This window comes from Streptomyces sp. NBC_01257 (assembly GCF_035917255.1).
Lineage (GTDB): Bacteria > Actinomycetota > Actinomycetes > Streptomycetales > Streptomycetaceae > Streptomyces.
Map to the genome: position 1 here is coordinate 1,898,179 of NZ_CP108472.1, position 25,914 is coordinate 1,924,092.

The 25,914-nt window shown below is 73.2% G+C and carries 24 protein-coding genes; 6 read left to right on the forward strand and 18 right to left on the reverse strand.

The window, feature by feature from the left end; genetic code table 11:
* The first annotated feature begins 76 nt into the window (after nucleotides 1-76).
* Nucleotides 77-937, forward strand: a complete 861-nt coding sequence (locus OG408_RS07805; protein WP_266776751.1) for a 3-hydroxybutyryl-CoA dehydrogenase — start codon at nucleotides 77-79, stop codon at nucleotides 935-937.
* A 50-nt stretch (nucleotides 938-987) separates the two neighbouring features.
* On the opposite strand, the gene OG408_RS07810 is transcribed toward OG408_RS07805, so the two are convergent.
* The 9 genes from OG408_RS07810 to infC form a co-directional block, all read right to left on the reverse strand.
* Nucleotides 988-1,518 carry an NUDIX domain-containing protein gene (locus OG408_RS07810; RefSeq protein WP_266776753.1) on the reverse strand — a complete coding sequence of 177 codons (531 nt, stop codon included), beginning with the start codon at nucleotides 1,516-1,518 and terminating at the stop codon, nucleotides 988-990.
* A 51-nt stretch (nucleotides 1,519-1,569) separates the two neighbouring features.
* Nucleotides 1,570-2,910, reverse strand: coding sequence for a transcriptional regulator (locus OG408_RS07815; RefSeq protein ID WP_285572370.1), 1,341 nt, complete (start codon nucleotides 2,908-2,910; stop codon nucleotides 1,570-1,572).
* 431 nt (nucleotides 2,911-3,341) lie between these two features.
* Nucleotides 3,342-5,891 (reverse strand): phenylalanine--tRNA ligase subunit beta, encoded by a 2,550-nt coding sequence (pheT, locus tag OG408_RS07820; protein WP_266776757.1) that lies wholly within the window; start codon nucleotides 5,889-5,891, stop codon nucleotides 3,342-3,344.
* Nucleotides 5,891-7,018, reverse strand: a complete 1,128-nt coding sequence (gene pheS / locus OG408_RS07825) for a phenylalanine--tRNA ligase subunit alpha (RefSeq protein WP_145762505.1) — start codon at nucleotides 7,016-7,018, stop codon at nucleotides 5,891-5,893. The genes pheT and pheS overlap by 1 nt, the downstream gene beginning before the upstream one ends.
* A gap of 125 nt (nucleotides 7,019-7,143) precedes the next feature.
* On the reverse strand, nucleotides 7,144-8,295 hold the full coding sequence (locus OG408_RS07830) for a sensor histidine kinase (protein ID WP_266776761.1): 1,152 nt from the start codon (nucleotides 8,293-8,295) through the stop codon (nucleotides 7,144-7,146).
* A gap of 122 nt (nucleotides 8,296-8,417) precedes the next feature.
* Nucleotides 8,418-9,260: a TrmH family RNA methyltransferase gene (locus OG408_RS07835; protein ID WP_266776763.1), complete on the reverse strand. Its 843-nt coding sequence runs from the start codon at nucleotides 9,258-9,260 to the stop codon at nucleotides 8,418-8,420.
* 110 nt (nucleotides 9,261-9,370) lie between these two features.
* A complete protein-coding gene (gene rplT / locus OG408_RS07840) occupies nucleotides 9,371-9,754 on the reverse strand; it encodes a 50S ribosomal protein L20 (RefSeq protein ID WP_003970214.1) in 384 nt (127 codons plus the stop codon).
* Nucleotides 9,755-9,861: 107 nt separating this feature from the next.
* Entirely contained in the window at nucleotides 9,862-10,056 is a 195-nt protein-coding gene (gene rpmI / locus OG408_RS07845; RefSeq protein ID WP_003970213.1) for a 50S ribosomal protein L35, read from the reverse strand.
* Nucleotides 10,057-10,176: 120 nt separating this feature from the next.
* Nucleotides 10,177-10,887: a translation initiation factor IF-3 gene (gene infC / locus OG408_RS07850; RefSeq protein WP_266776766.1), complete on the reverse strand. Its 711-nt coding sequence runs from the start codon at nucleotides 10,885-10,887 to the stop codon at nucleotides 10,177-10,179.
* Between the two features lie 363 nt (nucleotides 10,888-11,250).
* On the opposite strand from infC, the gene OG408_RS07855 reads away from it, so the two are divergent.
* Entirely contained in the window at nucleotides 11,251-11,613 is a 363-nt protein-coding gene (locus OG408_RS07855) for a DUF1844 domain-containing protein (protein ID WP_219572976.1), read from the forward strand.
* 84 nt (nucleotides 11,614-11,697) lie between these two features.
* Here OG408_RS07855 and OG408_RS07860 read toward each other — a convergent pair whose 3' ends face one another.
* Nucleotides 11,698-12,402 carry an MIP family channel protein gene (locus OG408_RS07860; protein ID WP_266776769.1) on the reverse strand — a complete coding sequence of 235 codons (705 nt, stop codon included), beginning with the start codon at nucleotides 12,400-12,402 and terminating at the stop codon, nucleotides 11,698-11,700.
* A gap of 90 nt (nucleotides 12,403-12,492) precedes the next feature.
* The gene (locus OG408_RS07865) at nucleotides 12,493-13,221 is read right to left on the reverse strand and encodes an SseB family protein (RefSeq protein ID WP_266776770.1); all 729 of its coding nucleotides are present in this window, start codon (nucleotides 13,219-13,221) and stop codon (nucleotides 12,493-12,495) included.
* An 86-nt stretch (nucleotides 13,222-13,307) separates the two neighbouring features.
* Between OG408_RS07865 and OG408_RS07870 the strand changes: the two genes are divergently transcribed.
* Entirely contained in the window at nucleotides 13,308-14,237 is a 930-nt protein-coding gene (locus tag OG408_RS07870; RefSeq protein WP_326669080.1) for a serine hydrolase, read from the forward strand.
* Nucleotides 14,238-14,244: 7 nt separating this feature from the next.
* Here OG408_RS07870 and mycP read toward each other — a convergent pair whose 3' ends face one another.
* Both mycP and OG408_RS07880 read right to left on the reverse strand, forming a co-directional pair.
* Complete coding sequence (mycP, locus tag OG408_RS07875; RefSeq protein WP_266776774.1) at nucleotides 14,245-15,441, reverse strand: type VII secretion-associated serine protease mycosin; 1,197 nt, start codon at nucleotides 15,439-15,441, stop codon at nucleotides 14,245-14,247.
* A complete protein-coding gene (locus tag OG408_RS07880) occupies nucleotides 15,438-16,331 on the reverse strand; it encodes a hypothetical protein (protein WP_405402418.1) in 894 nt (297 codons plus the stop codon). Before OG408_RS07880 ends, mycP begins: the two co-directional genes overlap by 4 nt.
* A 613-nt stretch (nucleotides 16,332-16,944) precedes the next feature.
* On the opposite strand from OG408_RS07880, the gene OG408_RS07885 reads away from it, so the two are divergent.
* Nucleotides 16,945-18,147, forward strand: a complete 1,203-nt coding sequence (locus OG408_RS07885) for an amino acid deaminase/aldolase (protein ID WP_266776776.1) — start codon at nucleotides 16,945-16,947, stop codon at nucleotides 18,145-18,147.
* Nucleotides 18,148-18,166: 19 nt separating this feature from the next.
* Here the strand turns inward: OG408_RS07885 and OG408_RS07890 are convergent, their stop codons facing one another.
* The 4 genes from OG408_RS07890 to OG408_RS07905 are packed head-to-tail and all read right to left on the reverse strand — an operon-like array spanning nucleotide 18,167 to nucleotide 22,667.
* Nucleotides 18,167-19,096, reverse strand: a complete 930-nt coding sequence (locus tag OG408_RS07890) for a DUF2510 domain-containing protein (RefSeq protein ID WP_326669083.1) — start codon at nucleotides 19,094-19,096, stop codon at nucleotides 18,167-18,169.
* 35 nt (nucleotides 19,097-19,131) lie between these two features.
* Nucleotides 19,132-19,920: a 3-oxoacyl-ACP reductase gene (locus tag OG408_RS07895; RefSeq protein WP_266776780.1), complete on the reverse strand. Its 789-nt coding sequence runs from the start codon at nucleotides 19,918-19,920 to the stop codon at nucleotides 19,132-19,134.
* 6 nt (nucleotides 19,921-19,926) lie between these two features.
* The gene (locus tag OG408_RS07900) at nucleotides 19,927-21,291 is read right to left on the reverse strand and encodes an aldehyde dehydrogenase family protein (protein ID WP_266786019.1); all 1,365 of its coding nucleotides are present in this window, start codon (nucleotides 21,289-21,291) and stop codon (nucleotides 19,927-19,929) included.
* 8 nt (nucleotides 21,292-21,299) lie between these two features.
* The gene (locus OG408_RS07905) at nucleotides 21,300-22,667 is read right to left on the reverse strand and encodes a glutamine synthetase family protein (RefSeq protein ID WP_266776782.1); all 1,368 of its coding nucleotides are present in this window, start codon (nucleotides 22,665-22,667) and stop codon (nucleotides 21,300-21,302) included.
* Between the two features lie 114 nt (nucleotides 22,668-22,781).
* Here OG408_RS07905 and OG408_RS07910 point away from each other — a divergent pair, with 114 nt between their 5' ends.
* Together OG408_RS07910 and OG408_RS07915 are read left to right on the forward strand one after the other, a co-directional pair.
* A complete protein-coding gene (locus OG408_RS07910) occupies nucleotides 22,782-23,477 on the forward strand; it encodes a gamma-glutamyl-gamma-aminobutyrate hydrolase family protein (protein ID WP_266776784.1) in 696 nt (231 codons plus the stop codon).
* A 192-nt stretch (nucleotides 23,478-23,669) separates the two neighbouring features.
* Nucleotides 23,670-24,734 carry a class I SAM-dependent methyltransferase gene (locus OG408_RS07915; RefSeq protein ID WP_266776786.1) on the forward strand — a complete coding sequence of 355 codons (1,065 nt, stop codon included), beginning with the start codon at nucleotides 23,670-23,672 and terminating at the stop codon, nucleotides 24,732-24,734.
* 195 nt (nucleotides 24,735-24,929) lie between these two features.
* Here the strand turns inward: OG408_RS07915 and OG408_RS07920 are convergent, their stop codons facing one another.
* Nucleotides 24,930-25,862, reverse strand: coding sequence for a LysR family transcriptional regulator (locus OG408_RS07920; protein ID WP_266776788.1), 933 nt, complete (start codon nucleotides 25,860-25,862; stop codon nucleotides 24,930-24,932).
* Nucleotides 25,863-25,914: the final 52 nt, after the last annotated feature.

Below are 25,914 nucleotides of genomic sequence, written 5' to 3' on the forward strand. Positions count from 1 at the left end.
GGGGTCGTGGTGGAGCCCGGAATCAGACGGAAGCCGCCGAACGGAGAACAGCGAAAGGCACGAGGTGACGGACTCTATGGCCGACATTGCACGCGTCGGGGTGGTGGGCTGTGGCCAGATGGGCGCAGGCATCGCGGAGGTGTGCGCCCGCAGCGGCCTCGACGTCAAGGTGGCAGAGACCACCGGCGAGGCGCTGGAGATCGGCCGCACCCGGCTCCACAACTCCCTCTCCAAGGCTGCGGAACGCGGCAAGATCACCGCGGAGGAGCGCGACGAGACCCTGGCCCGGCTCAGCTTCACCACGGACCTCGGCGAGTTCGCGGACCGCGATCTCGTCATCGAGGCCGTCGTGGAGAACGAGCAGGTCAAGACCGAGATCTTCCAGGTCCTGGACCAGGTGGTGACCCGGCAGGACGCGATCCTCGCCTCGAACACCTCCTCGATCCCGCTGGTGAAGCTGGCCGTCGCGACCTCGCGTCCGGACCAGGTCATCGGCATCCACTTCTTCAACCCGGCCCCGGTGCAGAAGCTCGTCGAGCTGATCCCGGCGCTGACCACCTCGGAGGAGACGGTCAAGCGTGCCGAGGCCGTGGTGCAGGACATACTGGGCAAGCACCCGATCCGCGCGCAGGACCGCTCCGGCTTCGTCGTCAACGCGCTCCTGATCCCGTACCTGCTCTCCGCGATCCGGATGTTCGAGTCGGGCATCGCCAGCCGCGAGGACATCGACAACGGCATGGAGATGGGCTGCGCCCACCCGATGGGCCCGCTCAAGCTCGCCGACCTGATCGGCCTGGACACCGTCGCCTCGGTGGCCGACTCGATGTACGCGGAGTACAAGGAGCCGCTGTACGCCGCTCCCCCGCTGCTCCAGCGCATGGTCGACGCGGGCCGGCTCGGCCGCAAGACCGGTTCGGGCTTCTACCCGTACGTCTGATCCCGCGCGTGCGAGGGGCCCGGCGGCCCCTCGCACGTGAACGGCCGGGCTCAGCCCAGCCGTAAGTGGTGGAGCATCATCAGCCCGGCGGCCATCCCCGCGGCCGGGACCTCACCGCGGGCGACCATGTCGGGGACCAGTTTGAGCGGTATCCACTCGCGGCGCGAGGACTCGAAGTCGTCGCTGGGGTGGCCGGTCCAGCGGGCCTCCTCGCCCCAGAAGAAGTGGTGCCGGGCGTCGGTGAGCCCGTTCGACGGCTCCAGGGTGAGCAGCGGCTGGAGCGGTCCGGGGCGCCAGCCGGTCTCCTCCTCCATCTCCCGGGCCGCCGCCGCGGCCAGGCCCTCGCCGTCCTCGACCACACCCGCGGCGAGCTCCCAGCCCCAGCTGTCCGTGATGAACCGGTGCCGCCAGAGCAGCAGCACCTCGTTCGCCGCGTTGACGACCGTGGCCGCCGCCACCGGCCGGAGCCGGATCGCGAAGTGGTCGAGGTGGTGGCCGTCGGGGAGTACGACATCCGCCAGGTTGACCCGGAACCAGCGGTTCTCGTACACAGTCTGTTCGTTCAGGTTCGTCCACTGCACAGTTCTGCCACCTTCTGACTAGTAGGTGGCCATATCGCAGCAGACCCGGGCTCACAGCGGTACGCGCAGCGCCCCGTCGACGATGTCCGCGGCCCGTTCCGCATCGGCGCTGCCGCTCGCGACCAGGTCCTCGCGCACGGTCCGCAGCCGGTCGCGCAGCCGTTGCGACTCCATCCCCCTGGCGTGTTCCGCCATCTGGGCCGCGGTGACCGCGGCCCGGTCTGCCTCGCCCTGCCGCAGCTCGATCGTGGTCAGCATCGCCAGCCGGTGGACCCGGCCCCGGTCGTGCGCGGGGGTCCGGACCGCGGCCGCGGCGTGTTCCCTGGCCGCCGGCAGGTCCCCGAGGCCGAGCAGGGCCTCCGCCACCTGGACGTCGACCAGACCCGGCTGCACGTACCCCGTCTCGTCCGGCTCCCGGCCGGGCCGGATCCGGCCGGCCTCGGACTCGGCCCGCCGGATCGACTTCAGCGCGCTGGGGCCGTCGCCGAGATGGGCGTACGCCTTGGCCTGCATCGCGTGGAGGTCGGCGGCCAGCGCGGGGGTGATGTCGCGGCCGGCGGCCCGCAGCGCCGCCTCGGCGAAGGCGACGGACTGCCGGTACTCGGCCAGGAAGAGCGACTGGTTGACCAGCAGGGCGATCACATAGCCGCCGAGCCCCCGGTCGCCGCTCGCCTTGGCCAGCCGCAGCGCCTGGTGGAAGTAGCGCTGGGCGAGCCCGTGCGCGTCGGAGTCGTACGCGCAGATGCCGGCGACCGCGACCAGACCGCCCGTGGCCCGGTGCAGCTGACGCCCCATCGCATCGCTGTAGCCGCCGCGCAGCAGCGGGGCCGTCTCGGCGTTGAGGAAGCCGACGATGCGCGAACGCGTCGCGATTCCGCCCGCCTTGCGGTACATCAGTTCGTAGTGGGCACGGGCGGCCCGCAGCGTCGCTATGTCGGCCGTACCGACGCGGTGCGGGCCGGTCCGGGACACATCGGCGTCCTCCGGCGGGTTCTCCCACTCCCAGACCGGCATCACCGCGGTGGTCCCGGTGACGGCCTGGGCGGCGACGACATGGGGGCGCTGCTGTTCGTCGGAGCGCCACAGGGCGGTGGCCCGCTCGACGAATCCGGTGAGCGAGGAGCCCTGCCCGGGCATGTGGCCGCCGTGCGCCGCCATGCCGATGTCGTCGAGCGAGACGGCCCGGTGCAGGCGCTGTCCCAGCACGTCACAGAGGAGGTCGGGCACCTGGCCGCGCGGCCGCTGGCCCTTCAGCCAGCGGGCGACGGCGGTGTGTTCGTAGCGCAGGCACAGCCCCCGGGTGCGGCCGGCCTGGTTGACGTGTGCGGCGAGCCCGGCCCGGGAGACACCCGCCTCGTCGATCAGAGCCTCTAGCAGAGTGTTCGGCTCCATTGCCCCCATTGCCCCCTCCGGTGGGTCGGCACGCCCAGGACGTGTCGCCCCAGTGGAGCACGATTCACACGGGGTGTGAACGGAATGCCCGAACCGTCCCGCTGCGCACTCTGTTGCGCCGGTGGCCGGATCGCTTGAATGAGTCCCCTCGCAAGAGGCGGCCGGGTCGTCTGCTCCCCCTCGTACAGCACGACGACCCACAACCGCGCCGTCCGCTCTGCCAACCTGCCCGACACTCCGTGGCAGTGCGGACGGCGCCGGATCGCACGACCCACTGCCCACGGATCGGAGGGTGGCTGCGGGGTCGGCCGGGAACCGGGTTCCCCCGGGCCCGGCCGGGGTCCGCGTGCGGTCCTCCGCCCCTGGGCGAGCACACAGGAGGGGCGTATCCGGTGGCCGGATACGCCCCTCCTCACTGTGCGGTTGCGCTGTTACGCGCCGCGCAGCACCGCGCCCGTGCGCTCGGCGGCCAGCGCCACCGCGGCGTCCCGGGCGGCGCTCGCCTCGTCGACGGTCAGCGTGCGGTCCGCGGCGCGGAACCGCAGCGCGTACGCGAGGGACTTGCGGCCCCCGCCGATCTGCTCACCGGTGAAGACGTCGAACAGCCGCAGCGATTCGAGGAGTTCACCGGCGCCGTCCCGGAGCGCCTGCTCCACGTCGGCGGCGGGGACGTCCCCGTCGACGACGAGAGCGACGTCCTGGGTCGCCACCGGGAAGGTGGAGATCCGCGGCGCCTGGAGGGCGCCGTCGACGGCCCGCTCCAGGACGTCGAGCTCGACCTCCATGGCGCAGGTGCGCTCGGGGAGGTGGAGCTCCTTGATGACGCGCGGGTGCAGCTCGCCGGCGTGCCCGAACAGGGTCTCCTCGCCGTCGACCGTCACATACAGCGCGGCGCAGCGGCCCGGGTGCCACGGCGCGTGCTGGTCGGCGCGGACCGTGAGGTCGACACCGGCCTCACGGGCGATGGTGCGGGCGGCCTCGACGGAGTCCGCCCAGTCGGCCGGGCGGCCCTTGCCCCACCAGCCGGCCTGCTCGCGGGCGCCCGCGAGGACGACGGCGGCATGGCGCGGCTGACGCGGCAGCGTCGCGTCGAGGGACGCGATCTCCTCGTCGGAGGGGCGCCGGTCCACGGGCAGCCGGACGGGCTTGGTCTCCTGGCCGGTGAGTGAGGTCTCCCCTGCTCGAACGGAGCCGAGAGCCTGGGGAATGAAGACCAGGCCGGTCTCGAAGAGCGCGAGGTCGTGGCTGCCGCGGCCGTCGTTGCGCCGCAGTGCGCCGAGGAGGCCCGGCAGCAGCGTGGTGCGCAGCGAGGGCTCCTCGTCGGAGAGCGGGTTGACGAGCCGGACCGTGCGGCGGCGGGCGTCGTCCGCCGCCAGGCCCAGCTGGTCCAGGACCGCCTCGCCGGTGAACGGGTAGTTCAGCGCCTCGACGTAGCCCGCGCCCGCGAGGGCCCGGCCGACACGGCGGTGCAGCCGCTGGCGGTCGGTGAGCCCGCGGCCGGACGGCGGGGTGGGCAGCGTGGACGGGAGGTTCTCGTAACCCTCCAGCCGGATGACCTCTTCGGCGAGGTCGTTCGGCTCGTTCAGGTCGGGCCGCCAGGACGGGGCGGTGACGAGGAGCTCGTCCTGCCCGTACACGTCGCAGCCGACCTCCTGGAGGCGCCGTACGACGGTCTCGCGGCCGTACGCGACTCCGGCCACCCTGTCCGGGTGGTCGGCCGGCATCGTGATGGTGCGGGGGCCGGACGGGGCGCTCACCTCGGTGACGCCCGCCTCCGCGGTGCCGCCGGCGAGGAGCACCAGCAGGTCGACGGTGCGCTGGGCCGCGGCTGCCGCGGCCTGCGGGTCGACGCCGCGCTCGAAGCGCTTGGACGCCTCGGACGCCAGCTTGTGGCGGCGCGCGGTGCGGGCGATCGAGATCGCGTCGAAGTGCGCGGCCTCGATGACGACCTCGGTGGTGTGCGTGTCCTCGGCGGCGTCCGCGATCTCCGTGTTGGCCCCGCCCATGACGCCCGCCAGGCCGATCGGCCCGCGGTTGTCGGTGATGACGAGGTCGGCGGCGTCCAGGACGCGGACCGTGCCGTCGAGCGTGGTGAGCTTCTCGCCCTGCTCGGCGCGGCGCACCCCGATCGGCCCGTCGATCCGGGACCGGTCGTAGGCGTGCAGCGGCTGGCCCAGTTCGAGCATGACGTAGTTGGTGACGTCGACGGCGAGCGAGATGGGCCGCATCCCGGCCTTCTGCAGCCTGCGCTGCATCCAGATCGGGGAGCGGGCCTCGGGCTGCAGACCGACGACGGTGCGCGCGGTGAAGCGGTCGCAGCCGATCGGGTCGGAGACCTGGACCGGGTAGCCGAACGCGTTGGGCGCGGGCACGTCCAGGAGCGCCGGGTCGCGCAGCGGCAGTCCGTAGGCGATGGCGGTCTCGCGGGCGACGCCGCGCATCGACAGGCAGTAGCCGCGGTCGGGCGTGACGGCGATGTCGAGGACCTCGTCGACGAGCTGGAGCAGCTCGATCGCGTCGGTGCCGACCTCGTGCTCCGGCGGCAGCACGATGATGCCGTGGGTGCCGTCGTCGCCCATGCCGAGCTCGTCGGTGGAGCAGATCATGCCGTGCGAGGTCCGGCCGTACGTCTTGCGCGCGGCGATCGCGAAGTCGCCGGGCAGCACGGCGCCGGGCAGGACCACGACGACCTTGTCGCCGACGGCGAAGTTACGGGCTCCGCAGACGATCTCCTGCGGCTCACCGGTGCCGTTGGCGGTGCCGACGTCGACCGTGCAGAAGCGGATGGGCTTCTTGAAGCCCTCCAGCTCCTCGATGGTCAGCACCTTGCCGACGACCAGCGGGCCCTTCAGGCCGGCGCCGATCTGCTCGACGGTCTCGACCTCCAGGCCGACGGCGACGAGCTTGGCCTGTACGTCACGGCCGGTCTCGGTGGGCGGCAGGTCGACGTACTCCCGCAGCCAGGAAAGCGGGACGCGCATCAGATCTCCATCCCGAAGGGCCGGGTGAACCGGACGTCGCCTTCGACCATGTCTCGCATGTCTTCTACGTTGTGGCGGAACATCAGCATCCGCTCGATGCCGAACCCGAAGGCGAATCCGCTGTACTTCTGGGGGTCGACGCCGCAGGCGATGAGCACCTTGGGGTTGACCATGCCGCAGCCGCCGAGCTCGATCCAGCCCTCGCTGCCGCAGGTGCGGCAGGGGCGGTCGGGGTTGCCGACGGACTCGCCGCGGCAGACGTAGCAGACCATGTCCATCTCGGCGGACGGCTCGGTGAACGGGAAGAAGTTCGGCCGCAGCCGGGTCTTCATGTCCGGGCCGAAGAGCGCCTGGACCATGTGGTCGAGGGTGCCCTTCAGATCGGCCATGGTGAGGCCCTCGTCGACGGCGAGCAGCTCGATCTGGTGGAAGACCGGGGTGTGCGTGGCGTCCAGCTCGTCGGTCCGGTAGACGCGGCCGGGGCAGACCACGTAGACGGGGGGCTCGCGGTCGAGCAGGGTGCGGGCCTGGACCGGCGAGGTGTGCGTGCGCAGCACGACACCGGACTCGTCGTTCTTCGCGCCGTCGGCGCCCTCGACGAAGAAGGTGTCCTGCATCTGCCGGGCCGGGTGGTCGGGCACGAAGTTCAGGGCGTCGAAGTTGAACCACTCGGCCTCGGCCTCGGGGCCCTCGGCGACCTCGTAGCCCATGGCCACGAAGACGTCGGCGACGCGCTCCATGATCGTCGTCAGCGGGTGGCGGGCGCCGGCCGGGGTGCGGTCGTACGGCAGTGTGACGTCCACCGCCTCCTCGACCAGGACCCGGGCGTCGCGCTCGGCCTCCAGCTCCGTCTGGCGGGCCGCGAGGGCCCTGCCCACGGCGGCGCGGGCCTGGCCCACGCGCTTGCCGGCCTCGGCCTTCGCCTGGGGCGGCAGCGCGCCGATCTCGCGGTTGGCGAGTGACAGGGGCGAGGTACCACCGGTGTGCGCGGTCTTCGCCTGGGCGAGCGCGTCGAGGTCGCCCGCGGCGGCGAAGGCGGCGAACGCCTCGTCCCGGATGCGCTCGATCTCTTCCGGTTTCAGTGCCTCGACCTCGACTGGGTCGTACGACTTGTTCGGTGCCGACATCTCTTCCCGTACTTCCGATTGGCTGGTGGCGCGGCCCCGCTCGACGACTGGAGGACGCAAAGGTGCCAAAGGTCGAGTCTAAGGGCCACAGGATGTGTGGGCCGCCCGTGGTCCGCTCAGGCCCGCTACTTCAGGTAGGCCGGCGTGCTCACGGGCAGAATAAATCGGAACTCGGCGCCGCCCCCGGGGCCGCGGCCGACCGTGATCGTGCCGCCGTGCGCCTCGACGATGCCCTTGACGATGTAGAGGCCCAGGCCCGTGCCGCCGCGCTTGCTCCCCCGCCAGAAACGGGTGAAGACACGGCCCAGCGACTCCTCGGGGATGCCGGGACCTTCGTCGCTCACGGTGACCGCTGTTCCCATCTCGTCGCTCTTCGCCGGTGCGGGTGCCACCTCGATGGTGACGGTTCCCTCGCCGTGGCGCACCGCGTTTTCCAGCAGGTTGCCCAGCACCTGGTCGACCTTGTCCGGGTCGGCCCACACGGCGGGCAGCGGCTGGCAGGTGCGGACCAGGAAGCGGCCGGGTGCCTGGCCGGACGCGGTGAGGGCCTGGATGTGGCGTTCCACGGCGGCGGAGAGGTCCACCGGCTGGCGGCGCAGCTCCAGGCGTCCCGAGTCGATCCGGGAGATGTCCAGCAGTTCCGTGATCAGCCGGGTGACCCGGTTGGCGTCGGCGTCGACGGTCTCCAGCATCAGCCGCTTCTGGTCGTCCGTGAACCGCTCCCACTTGGCCAGCAGGGTGGCGGTGAAGCCCTTCACGGACGTCAGCGGGGAGCGCAGTTCATGGGCGACGGTCGCGATGAGCTCGGCGTGGCTGCGTTCGGTGCGGCGGCGGGCCTCGGTGCCGCGCAGGCTGATCACCAGCCGGCGTACGGGCCCCGTCGGGCTCTCGCGGACGTAACGGGCGGAGACGAGGACCTCGCGGCCGCCGGGCAGCAGGAGGTTGCGTTCGGGCTGTCCCACGCGGGTGGCGAGGCCGCCGTAGGGGTCGGTCAGCTCCCACCAGCGGCGGCCCTTGAGGTCCTCCAGCGGCAGCGCGTGTTCCAGCGGGCGGCCGAGGGCGGCGGCCCTGGGCACGGCCGTGATCCGCGCGGCGGCGGCGTTGAAGCAGATGACCCGGCCGGTCTCGTCCGCGACGACGAGCCCGTCGGGCAGGTCGTCCGGATCCAGCGCCTGGCCGCCCGGTCCGATGCCCGGCACGGCCATGCCGTCCGGATCACCGGCGGCGCGCACGACGGCCTCCGCGCGTGCCCGCGGCCCGCTCATGCCGACAGCCATCTTCCCGTACCCCACCTCTCGAACCGGTGCAGTGGGCCCCCGAGTTCGTCACCCTACTAGTCGCCGGTGACGGAGCGACACCCTGCGGGCGCGCCGGGCCGGGAAGCGGTGGTACGGGTGGTTCAGACGGCGCCGGGGCGCGAGCGCTGGGCGCGCGCGGAGGCGTACAGGCAGACGGCGGCGGCGGTGGCGAGGTTGAGGCTCTCGGCCTTGCCGTGGATCGGCACGCGCACGACGGCGTCGGCGAGCGCCCGGGTCTCCTCGGGCAGGCCCCAGGCCTCGTTGCCGAAGACCCAGGCGGTGGGTCCGCCCATGGTGCCGGCGTCGAGTTCGTCGTCGAGGTCGTCCTGACCCGCGCCGTCGGCCGCGAGGATGCGCACGCCCGCGTCCCGGAGCCCGCGCACGGCCTGCTCGACGGGTACGCCGACGGCGACCGGCAGATGGAAGAGCGAACCGACGGACGCGCGCACCGACTTGGGGTTGTACAGGTCGACGGAGGCGTCGGTGAGGACGACCGCGTCGGCGCCCGCGGCGTCGGCGCAGCGCAGCACCGTGCCGGCGTTGCCGGGGTCGCGGACGTTGGCCAGGACGGCAACCAGCTTCGGCCGCGCGGCGAGCACCGCGTCGAACGGGGTGTCGAGGAAGCGGCAGACGCCGATCAGGCCCTGCGGGGTGACGGTCTGCGACACATCGGCCAGCACCTCGCTGTCGGCGAGGTGCACCCGGGCACCGGCCGCGTGGGCGGCGTCGACGATGGCCTCGTACCGTTCGGCGGCCTCGACGGTGGCGAACAGCTCGATGAGCGTGGGCTCACCGTCGCTGCCGCGGTGGTCGGCGGCCTCGCGCACGGCCTGCGGCCCCTCGGCGATGAACCTGCGCTCCTTGCCGCGGAAGTTGCGCCTGGCCAGCCGCCGGGCGGCGGCGACCCGTGGCGATCGCGGGGAGATCAGTTCGGGGGTGCCCATGTCGGCGGCGAGCCTCTCTGCGTGACGAAAAGGTCCGGCTGCAACGCACCGGACCCGCAGACGGCGAGCGCCTGCGGGTCCGGCTCAGAAGCCAAGAAGTGCGGCCTGGATCAGGCGGCCTTCGGGGCGTTGACGTCGCTCGGGAGGGCCTTCTGGGCAACCTCGACGAGAGCGGCGAACGCGTTGGCGTCGTTGACCGCGAGCTCGGCCAGGATCTTGCGGTCCACCTCGATGTTGGCGGCCTTCAGACCCTGGATGAGGCGGTTGTACGTCATGCCGTTCTGGCGGGCAGCGGCGTTGATGCGCTGGATCCACAGCTGACGGAAGTCGCCCTTGCGCTTCTTGCGGTCGTTGTAGTTGTAGACCAGGGAGTGGGTGACCTGCTCCTTGGCCTTGCGGTACAGGCGCGAGCGCTGACCGCGGTAACCGCTGGCGGCCTCGAGAATTGCCCGGCGCTTCTTGTGGGCGTTGACTGCCCGCTTGACGCGTGCCACTTGTTAACTCCTTGTAGCGGGGCCGTGGTCGTACTCACACGGCCCGGAAACGAATTGGTCCCGGTCGGATCGAGGGCGTGTCCCAGGTGTCACCGGGGACGACGGCCTCACTTGCCGAGAAGCTTCTTGATCTTCTTGGCGTCGGCCGGAGCCACGACGACCGTGCCGGTCAGCGAGCGGGTCTTCTTGGACGACTTGTGCTCGAGAAGGTGGCGCTTGCCGGCCCTCTCGCGGAGCACCTTGCCGGAGCCGGTGATCTTGAAGCGCTTGCTGGCACCGCTGTGCGTCTTGTTCTTCGGCATCGCGCCGTTCTCTCCTCGTCAGTGGCGCCCCTCCCGGTGCGGGCACCGGGCTGCAGGGGCGTCAGATCTTGGTGGGATTCCGGGGGGACCCGGGGGCGCCTGGATGGCGGCCCCCGGAGGTCACGCCTCGGAAGGTGTCTCGGCCGGAGCCTCGGAGGTCGCCTCGGCCGGAGCCTCGGGAGCCTCGTCCGCAGCCTCGGCGTCGGGGGTGTATCCCTGACGCTCCGCCTTGCGGGCGGCCTGGGCCTCGCGGGCCTCGGCCATGGCTTCGGTCTTCTTCTTGTGCGGGCCCAGAACCATGATCATGTTCCGGCCGTCCTGCTTCGGGTTGGACTCGATGAAGCCGAGTTCCTCCACGTCCGAAGCGAGACGCTGGAGCAGTCGGAAGCCCAGCTCCGGGCGGGACTGCTCACGACCACGGAACATGATCGTGATCTTGACCTTGTCGCCCTGCTTGAGGAACCGAACGACGTGACCCTTCTTGGTGTCATAGTCGTGCGGGTCGATCTTCGGCCGGAGCTTCATCTCCTTGATGACCGTGTGCGCCTGGTTCTTGCGCGCCTCACGGGCCTTCATGGCCGACTCGTACTTGAACTTCCCGTAGTCCATGAGCTTGCACACGGGCGGACGGGCGGTAGCCGCCACCTCGACCAGGTCGAGGTCGTACTCCTGTGCGAGTTCCAGGGCCTTGGCAAGCGGAACAATCCCGACCTGCTCGCCGCTGGGACCGACAAGTCGCACCTCGGGTACGCGAATCCGGTCGTTGATGCGGGGCTCGGCGCTGATGGATCCTCCTCGGTAGCACCACGCGGCCGCCTGGCGGACAGCCACGTAACGTCTGTTTCGACAGACCAACCGTGCGAGGCCATGAAAAATGCCCCGTCGGGACACAGGCGGGGCTCCTGAACAACCGGAACACCGCCGCGGTCAACCGCGGGGCGCATCGGGCGGCTCCATCGTCCGTACGGAACGATGGGCGCCACCTGACCGGTGACCCGCCGTCCTGGGGACGGTCAGGTGGGAGATCGGAGCCTCCACTTGTGGGCCGGGCACATAGATGCCCAGCCGGTCGTTACACAAGGTTAGCAGCTCCCCCGGGGTGGTGCGAACCTTGCGCCCGGGGCCACGGCGGCGGGGGCCGGGGCGCGGCTCCCGGCGACGGGGCGGCGCCGCCGTGGGCCTATCGTATGGCGCATGAGTGACGCGACCCCCACCAGTGATTCCCCCGGCTTCGACGAGATGGCCCGCGACATCGCGGAGGTGCCCGCCGTCGAGGTGATCGTGACGGTCGCCGTCAATCTGATGAGCGCCGCCGCCGTGAAGCTCGGCCTGACCGAGGACGGCGACGAGCACAAGGACCTCGACGAGGCCCGCAAGCTGGTCCACGCGCTGGCCGGCCTGCTGGACGCGAGCACCACGGAGATCAGCTCCTTCCACGCGGCTCCGCTGCGCGACGGTCTGAAGTCCCTGCAGCTGGCGTTCCGCGAGGCCTCGCTCGTGCCGGACGAGCCGGGCCACGGGCCGGGCGAGAAGTACACCGGCCCGGTCTTCGGCTGAGCCCGCCCGCCCCTTCTTCCCTTCCTTACCGTCCGTGAGCCCCCTGCCCGACCCGGCAGGGGGCTCACGGCGTCGGTGGCCGGATCAGGCCGGCACGGACTGCTCCGAACGGGTGACGGGGTGGGTCAGCCGGTGGGCGAGCGCCGCGATCACCCCGCCGATGAGAGGGGCGATCAGGAAGAGCCAGAGCTGGGAGAGTGCCGCGCCGCCCGCGAACAGCGCCGGGCCCAGACTCCGCGCCGGGTTGACCGAGGTGCCCGTGAGCGGGATGCCGACCAGGTGGATCACCGCGAGCGAGAGCCCGATGGGCAGACCGTCGAAGCCGATGACCGCGACCTTGTGGGTCACCGCGAGCACGACGAAGACCAGCAGGAACGTGAGCATCACCTCGGCGAGGAAGGCACCGCCGACGTTGATGTGCACGTCCGAGCGGTCGCCGTAGCCGTTGCTGCCGAACTTGCCGCTCGTCTTCAGACCGGGCACCTGTTTGGCGAGCAGGAACAGCAGGGCCGCGCCGGCGATGCCGCCGAGGAACTGCGCGATCCAGTACGTCACCGCCGTCCGCACGTCGATCCGCCGGGCCGTCAGCATCCCCAGCGTCACAGCCGGGTTGAGATGGCAGCCGGATATCGGGCCGAGCGCGTAGGCGAGGGCGAGAAGCACGAAGCCGAAGGCCAGCGCGATGCCGACCGTCCCGATGTACTGGACGCCCAATACCGCGGCTCCGACGGCGAAGAACACCAGCAGCAGTGTGCCGAGGAACTCCGACACAACTGTCCGCGTCTGCATACGACCACCTCGCGAAGATCGAAGATCGTCCGATTTCTTCGCAATTCTCCGGCCCTCGGTCGCGTCGCGCGCGTTGGGCCGGTCGGGTGATCAGCGCGTGAACAGGGGCTCACCCGGTGTGTGCGCGCCGGCCGGGAGCAGCGCGAGGTCCAGACCACGGACCAGCCGGGCGCGGAGCACCTCGTCCGCCGCCAGCGACCGCGCGACCCGGCCCGCCGCCTCGGCGGGATCGGCGCCGTCCGCCAGCACGAGGGCGAGGGTGCCGTCGGCGCGGCCCGGTCCGAGGTGGGCGCGGAGCACCGCGGGTTCGGCGGCGACGGCGTCGCGTACCGCCGCGGTGACGGCGGGGTCGTCGAGCGGGTCGGCGCTGCTGCGGCCCTCGGCGAGGGCGAGCAGGGCGGAACCGGTCACCTCGAAGGCCACCGGCCCGGCGAGGTCGAGCACCACGGTGTCGGCCTTCTCGTGCACGGCTGCCTGCAGCGCCTGGTGCAGGGGTACGGCGACGGGGCGCGCCTGCGGGTCCCAGCGGGCCAGCGAGGCGGTGGAGGTGAAGGCGGGCAGGGCTCGGCGGTCACCGGCCTGGAGGGTGGGGACCGCCATGTCGCTGGTCTTCTCGCGACGCAGTCCGTTCTCGTCCTCCTCCACCTCGCCGAGGACCGCCACCACGGGGACGAGGAGCCGGGCCCCCTTGAGTGCTTCGAGCACGGGGGCGACGGCCTTGCGGTCGGCGGCCCAGGCGGTGAGTGCCGCGGTCAGGGCGGGGTCGGCCGTGCCGTCGTCGTCGGAGTATCCGGGGTCCGGAATGTTCTTCTGCGCCACAGGGCGAGCGTAGTGCCTGGGCATTCTCATCCGTCCGACAGGTCGGACCCAGCCCGCTCCCAGCCGCGGTCCCTAGCGTCCGGACCATGTCCCGACACCGAGTCCGCAGATCCGCCGTGTCCGCCTCCGTGGCGGCCGTGGCCGTCCTGGCGGGATCGGCCGCCGGCGGCGCGTACCTCACCGGCCGGTCGCCGGATCACGCGCCCGCCGCCGCGGCTTCCGTATCGTCCGGGTCACCGGCCGCGACCGCACCGGCCGCGACCGCACCGGCCGCGGCGGCGACGGGCGAGGAGCCGGTGGTGGATCGCGACACGGAACTGGCGGCGGCCGTCGAGCCGCTGCTGACGGGTTCGGGTGCGGTGTCGGTGGCGGTGCTGGACACCGGCACCGGGACGCGGGCCGTGTACGGGGGCGCGGACGCCTCGTACGACACGGCGAGCATCGTCAAGGTCGACATCCTCGCGGCGCTGCTGCTGCGGGCCCAGGACGAGGGGCGTGAACTGACCGTGGGCGAGCGCGCTCACGCGGTCGCGATGATCGAGCGGAGCGACAACGACTCCGCGACCGCGCTGCTGGCGGCGGTGGGCGGGGCGGCCGGTCTCGACGCCGCCAACGCGCGGCTCGGGCTGACCGGGACGACGGCCGCGCAGGCCTGGGGGCTGACCCGGACCACCGCGGCCGACCAGCTGACGCTGCTGGAGGCGGTGTTCGGCACGGAGGCGGACGCGGAGCTCGGCGCGGCGTCCCGGACGTATCTGCGGGGGCTGATGGCTCAGGTCGAGGCGGACCAGCAGTGGGGGGTGTCGGCGGCGGGCAGCGACTGGGCGCTGAAGAACGGCTGGATGCCGCGCACCGCCACCGGGCTGTGGAACGTCAACAGCATCGGGCAGGTGACGGCCGGCGGGCACACCGTGCTGGTGGCGGTGCTCTCCGGCGGTCAGGCGAGCAAGGAGACGGGGATCGCGCTCGTCGAGTCGGTGGCGAGGGCGGCGGTGGGGGTGGTGCGGGCGGGGTGAGGGAGGTTCAGCGGCGGAAGGCGGGCGGGCGGCCGCCCCGGCCACGCCACAGGACGACGGCGAGGGCCAGCAGGACCGCCCCGAGACCGCCTGCCGCCGGGGCCAGCCAGCCGGCGGGCCCGTCGTCCTCGCGCTCCGGTGCGGGCCCGGTACCGAAGTACTGCTTGCGGTAGCCGGTCGCGGAGGAGTCGGTGCGCAGGCCCTCGGGCCGCAGCGCACCGCCCGCCTCGATGGCGGCGGCCGGGTCGACGATGCCGTAGCCCCGCGCGTCGTCGCGGCCGGCCGGCGGGGAGCTGCGGGCGGTGTCGGTGAGGAGCTTCCTGATCTGGGCCGGTGAGAGACCGGGATGGGCGGCACGCACCAGCGCGACGGCGCCGGAGACGAACGCGGAGGCCGCGGAGGTGCCCCACTCCACGTAGTACTTGCGGTCGGGCGCGGGGACGACGATGTGGTCCCCGGGTGCGCTCACCGTGGCGTACCAGCGGCGGGTGGAGAACGAGGCGTGGGTACCGTACCGGTCGACCGCGGCGACGGCGATCACGCCCGGGTAGGCGGCGGGGTACGAGATGTGGTCGCCCTTCTCGCCCCCGTTGCCGGACGAGGCGACGACGACGGCGCCCTTCTTCAGCGCGTACTGGACGGCGGCGTCCTCGTCGGGTTCGGGGTGCGCCGACTCGCTGTCGTCGCCGAGGGAGAGGTTGATGACGTCGGCGCCGTGGTCGGCGGCCCAGCGGATGCCGTCGGCGAGGGCGGTGCCCCGGGTCTTGCGGGCCTTGGCCCGTGCGGGGTCGGTCGCTTCGAGGATGACCCGGACGGGGAGGATCCTCGCCTCGGGAGCGATACCGATGACGCCCGCCTCGCGTCCGGTGCCGTGGCCCCGGCCGGCGATGATCCCGGCCATCGCGGTGCCGTGCCTGGCCCAGGACCGGTCGCCGCGTCCGGCGCCGAAGCCGATCAGGTCCTTGCCGGGCAGGACCTGGCCCACCAGGTCGGGGACGGTGCCGTCGACCCCGGTGTCGACCACGGCGACGGTGATGCCCTTGCCGCGCGTGGTCTGCCAGGCGCGGTCGGTGTGGAGGGCGTCCAGGCCCCACTGCTCGGCCCGGATGGTGTCCGCCCCGGCCGGGACCGCGGGCAGCAGCGCGAACGCGGTGGCGGCGCAGACCGCACCGAGGAGTCTGCGGGGGCGGGCGCGGCGGCTCATTCGGGCTTCTCCGTGAGGTCGGCGACGGTTCTGCGCAGTCCCCGCTCGACCCGGTCGGCCACGCCCTTGGCCTCGTGCCCGAGTCCGGCCTGGGCGGCGGCGGTCGTCGCGTCGGCCGTCATGGCCTTCTCGGCCGGCTGCGGGTCGGTCATGCTGCGGCCGTCGGCGAATCCGGAGACGGCGAACACCACGACGGGCACCTCGGTCAGCACGTGCACGGTCCAGCTGGCCCGCTGCCGGTCGCCGAACGCGGCGGCGGGGGTGTCCTTGACGGCGTATCCGCGGGGCATCAGGTCGGTGCGGGCGTCGAGGTGCTCGGTGGCGAAGCGGGTGCTCAGCGCCCGCATGGCCTCGGAGTCCGCCTGGGTGAAGACGAGTCCGACGGTGGTGACGCTGCTGCTCGTCGCGTCGGTGTACGTGGCGCGGAGCAGGCGCGCGCAGCCGACCGGGCGCAGCGTCTTGAGGAGCAGCGGGTCCAGTGCGCCCGTGCAGCCGCTGTCCGGGGCCACGGCGATCCTGGTCCAGACCCGGTCGGCACCGCCGGGTCCCGCGCCGTCGCCCTTCAGCGTGCGCGGGAAGAGGGTGTCGACGGGGATGCTGTGCCAGGCGTCGCGGCCCACGGTGTAGGCGCTGTGGGCGGCCGGATCGGCGGACGAGTCGCTGATCAGCCAGCTGCCGGTGGCCGCCCCGCCGATCAGCCCGAGTCCGAGCACCACGCAGACGGCGGCGGCCGCGGCCCTGAAGGTGTGCCGCCGGGTCCGCACGGGCCGGAGCCGGGTGGTGGTCTCCACCGGCGTCTCGGCCGGCGGATGGGCGTGCGGGGGGCGGTAGGCGTACGGGGCGCCCGGCGCGGGCCCGGCCGGGGGGCCGCCGAGTTCCACGGCGCCCACGGGCCGCCGCCGGGTCGCCGCGGGCGGCGTTCCGGGGCGCGGCGGGAGGGGCGCGGCGGCGGGGGACGAAGCCGCCTGCGCCCATCCGCCCGGGGGCGCGGGGCGGAGCTCCGCGGTCGTCTCCACGGGGGGCGGGGCGGCGGCCCGTGGGACGGTCGTCGGATCATTCCGTGGCGCGGTCGTCGGCGGCTTCGGCGGTGCGGAGAGCGGCCGGGCAGGGGTCTGGGCGCGGGGAGCGGGCGGGACCGGGGCGGTCTGCGGTGCCGGGCCCGTCGCGGGGGCGTCCGGTGCCGGGTGCCCGGCCGGCGGGGTCCGGGGGCGGGGCGGTGGAGCGGGGTGGCCCGGCGCGGCCGACGGCGGGGTGCTCGGGCGTGGCGGGACGGGAGCGCGCTGCGCCTCGGTACTCATCCGCCCCCCAGGTCCGTTCCGTACCGCACGCGTATCCGCCTGCAGACAGGCCCGTTGCTCGCCGCGTGACGGTCACTCTACGGGCTGGGGAGGCCGCGGTGGGAGCGGGCCGCCCTGCCCGGGCCCGTCCGCGCGAGGGCCCCGGGGACGATCTGCGTAGATCGTCCCCCTACCCAGCGGTACGGCTGTCTGGCAAGCTGCGGCCATGACTGCCCGTGCCGCTGACCGGACCCGTTACAACCGGGCCACCGCCCATCTCGACGCACCGATCGCCGTCGTCGACCTGGAGGCGTTCGACGCCAACGCCGACGATCTCGTCCGCCGTGCGGCCGGGAAGCCGATCCGGGTGGCGAGCAAATCGGTGCGCTGCCGGGCGCTCCTGGAGCGGGTGCTGGCGCGGCCCGGGTTCGCCGGGATCATGTCGTTCACCCTCGCCGAGTCGCTGTGGCTGGCGCGGGCGGGGTTCGAGGACGTGCTGCTCGCCTATCCGTCGGCCGACCGCTCGGCCTTCGCGGAACTGGCCGCCGATCCGAAGCTGGCCGCCGCCGTGACGGTGATGGTGGACGACCACTCCCAGCTGGAGCTGATCGACGCGGCGCGGGCCGGGGGCACGGAGGAGATCCGGGTCTGTCTGGAGCTGGACACCTCACTGCGGATGCTCGGCGGCCGGGTCCGGATCGGGGCGCTGCGGTCGCCGCTGCGCTCCCCCGCCCAACTGGCCGACCTGGCCAGGTCCGTGGCGCGCAGGCCCGGTTTCCGGCTGGTGGGGCTGATGGCGTACGAGGGTCATATCGCCGGCGTCGGTGACTCGCTCGCCGGGCGGCCGCTGCGCTCGCGGGCGATCCGGCTGATGCAGGCGACGGGCCGCCGGGAGCTGGCGACGCGCCGGGCCGAGGTGGTGCGGGCGGTCCGGGCCGTGGCTCCGGACCTGGAGTTCGTGAACGGCGGCGGCACCGGCAGTGTGCAGCACACCGCCGCGGAGGCCGCGGTGACCGAGATCGCGGCCGGTTCGGGCCTCTATGTGCCGCGGCTCTTCGACAACTACACCTCGTTCACGGCCCGCCCCGCGGCCCTGTTCGCCCAGCCCGTCGTGCGGCGGCCGGGCGTGGGCGTGGTGACGGTGCTCGGAGGCGGCTACCCGGCGTCCGGTGCGGCCGGTCCGGACCGGCTGCCGGTCCCGTATCTGCCGGAGGGGCTGCGCTACGACCCGCAGGAGGGCCCCGGCGAGGTGCAGACCCCGCTGCTCGGCGCCCCGGCGGACGATCTGCTGATCGGCGACAAGGTGTGGTTCCGGCACGCGAAGGCCGGGGAGCTGTGCGAGCGGTTCGACGAGCTCCAGCTGATCGAGGGCGACCGGGTGACGGCGACCGTGCCGACATACCGGGGCGAGGGCCGCACCTTCCTCTGAGCCGGCGCCGCCGGGCGGATCAGGGGGCGACGGAGCTGCCGACGCCCCCGCTCGTCTCGCTGTCGCCGATCGGCCGGATGCCCTTGGTGACGGTGTCCATGAGGGCGAGCGGCGGCCCGTCGGGGCCCGCGTCGAAGGCGAAGCGGACGATGACGGGCGACTCGCTGCCGACGGCCGAGGGGAACACGAGCGACTGCACGTAGCCGCCCGGCCCCTTGCCGGTGAGGACCCGCCAGCGCACCTGGTATCCGGTGCGCCCGGCCACGCTGACCGGGCCGGCCGCGATCTGCCGGTGCGAGGTGATGCCGCCGTGGATCCGCCGGCCGATGACGTCCTCCTCGTACGCCCGCTTCGCGGCGGCGCCGATGTCCTGCTCGGCGAGCCCCTCGGGTGTGGTGGCGTCCATGCCGCTGGAGGTACGGGTGGTCACCGTGCCGTGGTAGCAGAACGCGGAGGAGGCGCCGGGGCAGTCGTAGGAGCCCTTGGTGCGCATCGTGAGGAGTTTCTCGACGGTGCTCTCGGGCCGCTCCCAGCCGTCGGGTACCGGCAGCGTGATGCCGTTGAGCTGGTCGACGAGGACGGTGGGGCCGGCGTCGTCCGGTGTGCCGTCCGGGGACGGGCTGTCGTCGCCGGGGGCCGCGTCGGTGCCGGTGCCGGCGGGCTGCTGCGGCGCGGGTTCGCCCGACCCGCTCGCGGCGGGCGCGGCGCTGTCGCCCCTGCCGAGCAGCACCGCCCCGGTCACGACGGCGCCGACGACCACGGCGCCGGCCGCCACGAGTGCGATGGTCCGGGCGCCGGTGCCACCGCCGCCGCCCGGGCCGGGCACGGGCTGCTGGACCACGGTGGCGTACGGGCGGGTGTGGGCGGTCCATGACAGTCCGTCCCACCACCGCTCGTTGCCGGGTGCGGCCGAGTCCGGGTACCAGCCGGGCGGTGTCGCGTTGCTCATCGCCCCACTGTAGGTTCCGCGGCCGGCGGCGGAATCTACAGGGGTGTGACGTACGCGCCGGAGATTCCGCCGTCGACGAGGAAGTCGGTGGCGTTGACGAACGAGGAGTCGTCGCTCGCCAGGAAGGCGACGGCGGCGGCGATCTCGGTGGCCTCGGCGAACCGGCCGAGCGGGATGTGCACGAGGCGCCGGGCCGCGCGCTCCGGGTCCTTGGCGAAGAGCTCCCGGAGCAGCGGGGTGTTGACCGGTCCCGGGCACAGGGCGTTGACCCGGATGCCCTCGCGGGCGAACTGCACGCCCAGTTCGCGCGACATCGCCAGCACGCCGCCCTTGGACGCGGTGTACGAGATCTGGGAGGTCGCCGCTCCCATCCTGGCGACGAACGAGGCGGTGTTGATGATGGAGCCGCGGCCCTGGCGCCGCATGTAGGGCAGCGCCGCCTTGCAGCAGAGGTAGACGGAGGTGAGGTTGACGTCCTGGACGCGCTTCCAGGCCTCCAGGCCGGTGGTGAGGATGGAGTCGTCGTCGGGCGGCGAGATGCCGGCGTTGTTGAAGGCGATGTCGACGGAGCCGTAGGTGTCGTCGGCCGCCGCGAACAGGGCCTCGACCTGTTCGGGGTCGGTGACGTCGACGCGTACGAAGGTGCCGCCGACCGCTTCGGCGGTCGCCTTGCCCGCGCTCTCGTCGATGTCGCCGCAGACCACGTGCGCGCCCTCGGAGGCGAGCCGGTGGGCGGTGGCCAGGCCGATGCCGCTGCCGGCGCCGGTGATGACGGCGGTGCGGCCGACGAGGCGGCGGCAGATGTTCCCTTGTTCCGTGGTCATACCGGTTCAGGCCTCCGTGCTGAGGAAGACGTTCTTGGTTTCGGTGAAGGCGGTGAGGGCGTCCGGGCCCAGTTCCCGGCCCAGGCCGGACTGTTTGAAGCCGCCGAACGGGGTCCAGTAGCGGACCGCGGAGTGGGAGTTGACGGAGAGGTTCCCCGCCCGGACGGCCTGTGAGACACGCAGGGCGCGGCCCACGTCCCGGGTCCAGAGGGAGCCCGCGAGGCCGTACGCGGTGGCGTTGGCCAGCCGGACGGCGTCCGCCTCGTCCTCGAAGGGCAGGACGACCGCGACGGGGCCGAAGACCTCCTCGGTGGCGACGGGCGCGTCCGCGGGCACGTCGGTGAGGACGGTCGGCGCGAACCAGAAGCCGGGGCCGTCGGGTGCGCTGCCGCGGATCGCGGCGGTGTCGCCGGGGACGTAGCCGCGTACCCGTTCCAGCTGGGTACGGGAGATGAGCGGGCCCATCTGCGTCTTCTCGTCGCCGGGGTCGCCGACGACGACGGACGCGATCGCGGGGGCGAGCAGCCCGAGGAAGCGGTCGTACACGGAGCGCTGGACGAGGATGCGGGTGCGGGCGCAGCAGTCCTGGCCGGCGTTGTCCAGGAAGGACAGCGGGGCGGCCGCCGCGGCGGCTTCGACGTCGGCGTCGGCGAAGACGATGTTGGGGCTCTTGCCGCCGAGTTCGAGGGTGATCCGCTTCACCTGGCGGGCGCACTTCGCCATGATCTGTCTGCCGACCCGGGTGGAGCCGGTGAAGACGATCTTGGCGACGCCCGGGTGCTCGACGAGTGCGTCGCCCGCCTCGTCACCGGCCCCCGGCAGTACCTGGAAGAGGTGTTCGGGAAGGCCGGCCTCCAGGGCGAGTTCCGCGAGCCGGAGTGCGGTCAGCGGGGTGGTCTCGGCCGGTTTGAGGACGACGGCGTTGCCCGCGGCGAGGGCGGGGGCGGTGCCCCAGGCGGCGATCGGCATCGGGAAGTTCCACGGTGCGATCACCCCGACGACACCGAGGGGTTCGAGCAGGGTGAGGTCGATGCCGCCGGGTACGGGGATCTGGCGGCCGCTCAGCCGCTCCACTCCCCCGGCGGCGAAGTCGAGCAGATCGCGGACGTTGCCCGCCTCCCAGCGCGCGTTGCCGATCGTGTGCCCGGCCTCCAGGACCTCCAGCCGGGCGAGCTCCTCGGTGCGGGAGTCGACGGCGGCGGCGAAGCGGCGCAGCAGCCGTGCCCGGTCGGCGGGGGCGAGCGCCGCCCAGGTCCGCTGGGCCGCGGCGGCGCGGGTGACGGCCGCGTCCACCTCGGCGGCCGGCGTGGCGGGGACGGTGGCGAGGAGTTCCTCCGTCGCCGGGTTCAGGACACGGTGCTCGTGGATCAAGGCGGCCCTCACAGGCGTTCGAAGGAGCGTCGGAGTTCCCAGTCGGTCACCGCCGCGTCGAAGGCGTCGAGTTCGACGCGCGCCATGTTGGCGTAGTGCGCGACGACCTCGTCGCCGAAGGCCTCGCGGGCGATCTCACTGTCCTCCCAGAGCCCGGCCGCCGCGCGCAGCGTGGTGGGGACCTGGTCGTACGCGGCGGCGTAGGCGTTGCCCTCGCACGGCTCGGGGAGTTCGAGGGAGTGCTCGATGCCGTACAGACCCGCGGCGACGAGTCCGGCGACGGCGAGGTAGGGGTTGACGTCGCCGCCGGGGAGCCGGTTCTCCAGGCGCAGCGACTGGCCGTGGCCGACGACGCGCAGCGCGCAGGTGCGGTTGTCGTGGCCCCAGGCGACGGCGGTCGGGGCGAACGAGCCGGGCTGGAAGCGCTTGTAGGAGTTGATGTTCGGCGCGTACAGGAGGGAGAAGTCGCGCAGGGCGGCGAGCTGGCCGGCCAGGAAGTGCCGCATGACCGGGGACATGGTGCCGTCGGTGTCCGGCATGGCGCTGCGGCCGGGCTCGCCCGTGGGCCGGAGCGAGAGGTGGATGTGGCAGGAGTTGCCCTCGCGCTCGTTGAACTTGGCCATGAAGGTGAGCGCGGCCCCTTCCTGCGCCGCGATCTCCTTGGCGCCGGTCTTGTAGACGGCGTGCTGGTCGCAGGTGACGAGGGCCTCGTCGTAGCGGAACACGATCTCGTGCTGGCCGGGGTTGCACTCGCCCTTCGCGGACTCGACGGTGAGGCCGGCGCCCGCCATCTCGTTGCGGATGCGGCGCAGCAGCGGCTCGACGCGGCCGGTCCCGAGGACGGAGTAGTCGACGTTGTACTGGTTGACCGGGGTCAGGTCGCGGTAGCCGCGGTCCCAGGCCTGTTCGTAGGTGTCCTTGAAGACGATGAACTCGAGTTCGGTGCCGGTGTGGGCCGTGTAGCCGTGCTCCGCGAGGCGCTCCAGCTGGCGGCGCAGGATCTGGCGGGGCGCCGCGGTGACGGGTGAGCCGTCGGCCCAGGCGAGGTCGGCGGTGACCATCGCGGTGCCCTCGTGCCAGGGCACCCGGCGCAGGGTGGTGAGGTCGGGGTGCATCGCGAAGTCGCCGTAGCCGCGGTCCCAGGAGGACATGGCGTAGCCGTCGACGGTGTTCATGTCGGTGTCGACGGCGAGGAGGTAGTTGCAGCCCTCGGTGCCGTGCGTGACGACCTCGTCGAGGAAGAAGGAGGCGGCGAAGCGTTTGCCCTGGAGGCGTCCCTGCATGTCGGGGAAGGCCAGGACCACGGTGTCGATCTCTCCGCTGTCGACGAGGAGGCGGAGTTCCTCGACGGCGAGCGGGGCTGTTCGGTCGGACACGGATGGATCCTCTCCTCGCGGGCCGACAGATGATCCAAATCTACGGGCGGGGCAAGGGATTTGGATACGGTGCCGGTTCGTTCCGCGTGCCGTGCGAGTGAAATGAGGCGTCCGATGAACCGTCCGCTGATCGGGATCAGCACCTATCTGGTGGCCTCGGCGCGCTGGGGCGTCTGGGATCTTCCGGCGACGCTGCTGCCCGCGGGTTACGCCCGGCTGGTGCGGGAGGCGGGCGGGGTGGCGGTACTCCTGCCGCCGGACGCGCCGGAGCTCGCGGCGTCGCTGGTGGCCCGGCTCGACGCGGTGGTGGTGGCCGGTGGTCCGGATGTGGATCCCGGCCGGTACGGGGCGGGGCGCGACCCGCGGACCGGGCCGGCCGCGCCCGAGCGGGACGGCTGGGAGACGGCGCTGATCGCGGCGGCCCTGGACTCCGGCACGCCGTTGCTCGGGATCTGCCGCGGGATGCAGCTGCTGAACGTGGCGTCCGGCGGCACGCTGACCCAGCATCTGGACGGGCACACGGGGCCTGACGGGGCGACAGGGGTGTTCGGCACGCACCGGGTGACACCGGTGCCGGGCACGCGGTACGCCTCCGTGGTGCCGGGCGTGTGCGACGTGCCCACCTACCACCATCAGGCCGTGGACCGGATCGGTGCGGGTCTGGTGGCCTCGGCGCATGCGGACGACGGCACGGTGGAGGCGGTCGAGCGCCCGGGGCCCGGGTGGGTGCTGGGGGTGCAGTGGCATCCGGAGATGGGCGACGACGTGCGGGTGATGGGGGCGTTGGTGGCGGCCGCGCAGGCCGGCTGAGGCGGCGGGTGCCCGGCGCGTCCGGTGGGTGTCGCGGGAACGGCCGCGGTCCCGGGCGGCCGCCGGCGCCCCCGCGGCGTAGCGTTACGGGCAGGAGTCCGTCCGTCGCCGTCCTGTCGGGCCGCCCGCCGTGAGCGCGGCCGGCCGCACTGCCCCGCCTCCCCTCGTGGCCCGATGGCGAGAGGAGGAGCGATGTCCGTCATCACACCGGACACGGTGAAGCAGGAGGCGTTCGCGGGTCGCATGGTGCAGGTGGTGAACGACACCTGTCTGGGCTTGATGACGGGTCTGGGCCACCAGAGCGGTCTGTTCGACACGATGTCCGGCATGGCTCCGGCCACCGGTGCGGAGATCGCGCGGGCCGCCGGGCTGAACGAGCGGTACGTCCGGGAGTGGCTGGGCGCGATGGTCGTCGGGGGCATCGTCGACTACGAGCCCGGGCCGGGCACGTACGCGCTGCCGCCCGAGCACGCGGCCTCGCTGACGCGGGCGGCCGGCCCCGCCAACCTGGCCCGGATCGCACAGGACTTCGGCATGATGGGCGAGGTCGAGCAGCAGGTGCTGGAGGCGTTCCGGACCGGCGGCGGGCTGCCGTACTCGGCGTTCCCGCGGTTCCAGTCGCTTCAGGCGGAGGAGTCCGGCGAGGTCTTCGACCTGGCGCTGGTGAACGGGATCGTGCCGCTGGTGCCCGGCCTCCCGGAACGGCTGCGCGCGGGCATCGAGGTGCTGGACATCGGCACCGGCCACGGCCACGCGGTCAACGTCCTGGCCCGGGCCTTCCCGGCGAGCCGCTTCCAGGGGCTCGACATGTCCGACGAGGGCATCGCCGCCGCGCGCGCCGAGGCCGCCGCACTGGGGCTGTCCAACACCGCCTTCGACATCGGCGACTGCGCCGAGGTGTCCGGCTCCTACGACCTGGTCACGGCGTTCGACGTCATCCACGACCTGGCCAGGCCTGCCCGCGCACTGGCCGCCGTCGCCGCCTCGCTGGCGCCGGACGGTGTGTTCCTGATGGGCGACATCGCGGCGTCCAGCCGGCTGGAGGAGAACATCGACCACCCGCTGGGCCCGGCGCTGTACACGTTCTCGGTGTTCTACTGCATGAGCGTCTCGCTGGGCGAGGGCGGTGAGGGGCTGGGCACCGTGTGGGGTGAGCAGACCGCCCGGCGGATGCTCGGCGAGGCCGGGTTCGGCCGGATCGACACGCGGCGCGTCGAGGGCGACATCCTGAACGTGTACTACGTGGCGCGGCGGTAGAGGGTGCCGGCGTCCCGGCCGGTCCTGCGCCGCAGCCAGTCCAGCGCGGCCGCGCCCTGCGCCGCCTGGAAGGCCCTGACGGTCGGCAGGCCCGGCGGTGGCGGACGCCCTCCGCGGGCGGTGCGGTCACGGTCATCCGGACATCCTTCCGCTCGGCCCGGCGGACCGGCCAACGGATTTGTCCGCCCGCCGCCCTCAGTCGCCGGGCGGGCCCGACCGGGTCAGGGAGAGCAGGTCGCGGGCCGGTCCGGTGGGGCGGTGGCCGGAGGGCCAGACCGCGCGGAGCTGGCGGCGCAGCCGGACCCCGGCGATCGGCACCTTGACCAGGCGCCGGGCCGAGAGTTCCTCGCCGAGCGCGAGTTCGCTGAGGACGCAGGGCCCCGCGCCGCTCTCGGCGGCCCCCTTCACCGCGGTCGTGGAGGAGAGTTCGAGGAGGGGCTGCGCGAGTCCGCCGTGGACGGCGAGGGCGGCGTCCAGGACCTGCCGGGTGCCGGAGCCGTGTTCGCGCAGGATCAGCGGGGTCCCGGCCAGCTCCTGCGGGGTCAGCGGGGTGCGGCGGCGGGCCCAGGGGTGGGACGGGGCGACGACCACGACCAGGCGGTCGTGGGCGATGACCGTGCCGTCGAGCCCCTCGGGGACGGAGAGTCCCTCGACGAAGCCGAGGTCGGCCTCGCCGCTGAGCAGCCGCCGGGCGACCGCGGCGGAGTTGCCGGCGAGCAGCGACACGGCGGTGTCCGGGCGGTCGCCGCGCAGCGCTATCAGCCAGCCCGGGAGGAGGTATTCGGCGATCGTCATGGAGGCGGCGACCCGCAGCCGGGAGTCTCGGCGGTCGCGCAGCGCCTGGGCGCCCGCGTCGAACGCCTCGGCCGCCTCGACGACCCGGCGCGCCCAGTCGGTGACGAGGGCGCCCGCGTCGGTGAGCCGGGAGCCGCGGGGCGAGCGGTCCAGGAGGGCGAGGCCGAGCTGCCGCTCCATGGAGCGGATGCGGCTGCTGGCGGCGGGCTGGGTGATGCCGACGTCCCGGGCGGCCCGTCCGAGGCTGCCGTGCCGGGCGACGGCGATGAGCAGCTCCAGTGCGCCGAGATCGGGCACCCGGTGGGACAGAAGGGCAGGTGGATCGCTGGACATAAGTCCACCTTATGACCTCATAGACCGGGACTCCCTGGTGGGGGACGGCCGG

Coding starts and splice junctions, on each gene's coding strand:
- OG408_RS07805 (WP_266776751.1), top strand. CDS start 77: ATGGCCGACATTGCACGCGTCGGGGTGGTGGGCTGTGGCCAGATGGGC.
- OG408_RS07815 (WP_285572370.1), bottom strand. CDS start 2,910: ATGGAGCCGAACACTCTGCTAGAGGCTCTGATCGACGAGGCGGGTGTC.
- pheT (WP_266776757.1), bottom strand. CDS start 5,891: ATGCGCGTCCCGCTTTCCTGGCTGCGGGAGTACGTCGACCTGCCGCCC.
- pheS (WP_145762505.1), bottom strand. CDS start 7,018: ATGTCGGCACCGAACAAGTCGTACGACCCAGTCGAGGTCGAGGCACTG.
- OG408_RS07830 (WP_266776761.1), bottom strand. CDS start 8,295: ATGGCTGTCGGCATGAGCGGGCCGCGGGCACGCGCGGAGGCCGTCGTG.
- OG408_RS07835 (WP_266776763.1), bottom strand. CDS start 9,260: ATGGGCACCCCCGAACTGATCTCCCCGCGATCGCCACGGGTCGCCGCC.
- rpmI (WP_003970213.1), bottom strand. CDS start 10,056: ATGCCGAAGAACAAGACGCACAGCGGTGCCAGCAAGCGCTTCAAGATC.
- OG408_RS07855 (WP_219572976.1), top strand. CDS start 11,251: ATGAGTGACGCGACCCCCACCAGTGATTCCCCCGGCTTCGACGAGATG.
- OG408_RS07860 (WP_266776769.1), bottom strand. CDS start 12,402: ATGCAGACGCGGACAGTTGTGTCGGAGTTCCTCGGCACACTGCTGCTG.
- OG408_RS07870 (WP_326669080.1), top strand. CDS start 13,308: ATGTCCCGACACCGAGTCCGCAGATCCGCCGTGTCCGCCTCCGTGGCG.
- mycP (WP_266776774.1), bottom strand. CDS start 15,441: ATGAGCCGCCGCGCCCGCCCCCGCAGACTCCTCGGTGCGGTCTGCGCC.
- OG408_RS07885 (WP_266776776.1), top strand. CDS start 16,945: ATGACTGCCCGTGCCGCTGACCGGACCCGTTACAACCGGGCCACCGCC.
- OG408_RS07890 (WP_326669083.1), bottom strand. CDS start 19,096: ATGAGCAACGCGACACCGCCCGGCTGGTACCCGGACTCGGCCGCACCC.
- OG408_RS07895 (WP_266776780.1), bottom strand. CDS start 19,920: ATGACCACGGAACAAGGGAACATCTGCCGCCGCCTCGTCGGCCGCACC.
- OG408_RS07910 (WP_266776784.1), top strand. CDS start 22,782: ATGAACCGTCCGCTGATCGGGATCAGCACCTATCTGGTGGCCTCGGCG.
- OG408_RS07915 (WP_266776786.1), top strand. CDS start 23,670: ATGTCCGTCATCACACCGGACACGGTGAAGCAGGAGGCGTTCGCGGGT.
- OG408_RS07920 (WP_266776788.1), bottom strand. CDS start 25,862: ATGTCCAGCGATCCACCTGCCCTTCTGTCCCACCGGGTGCCCGATCTC.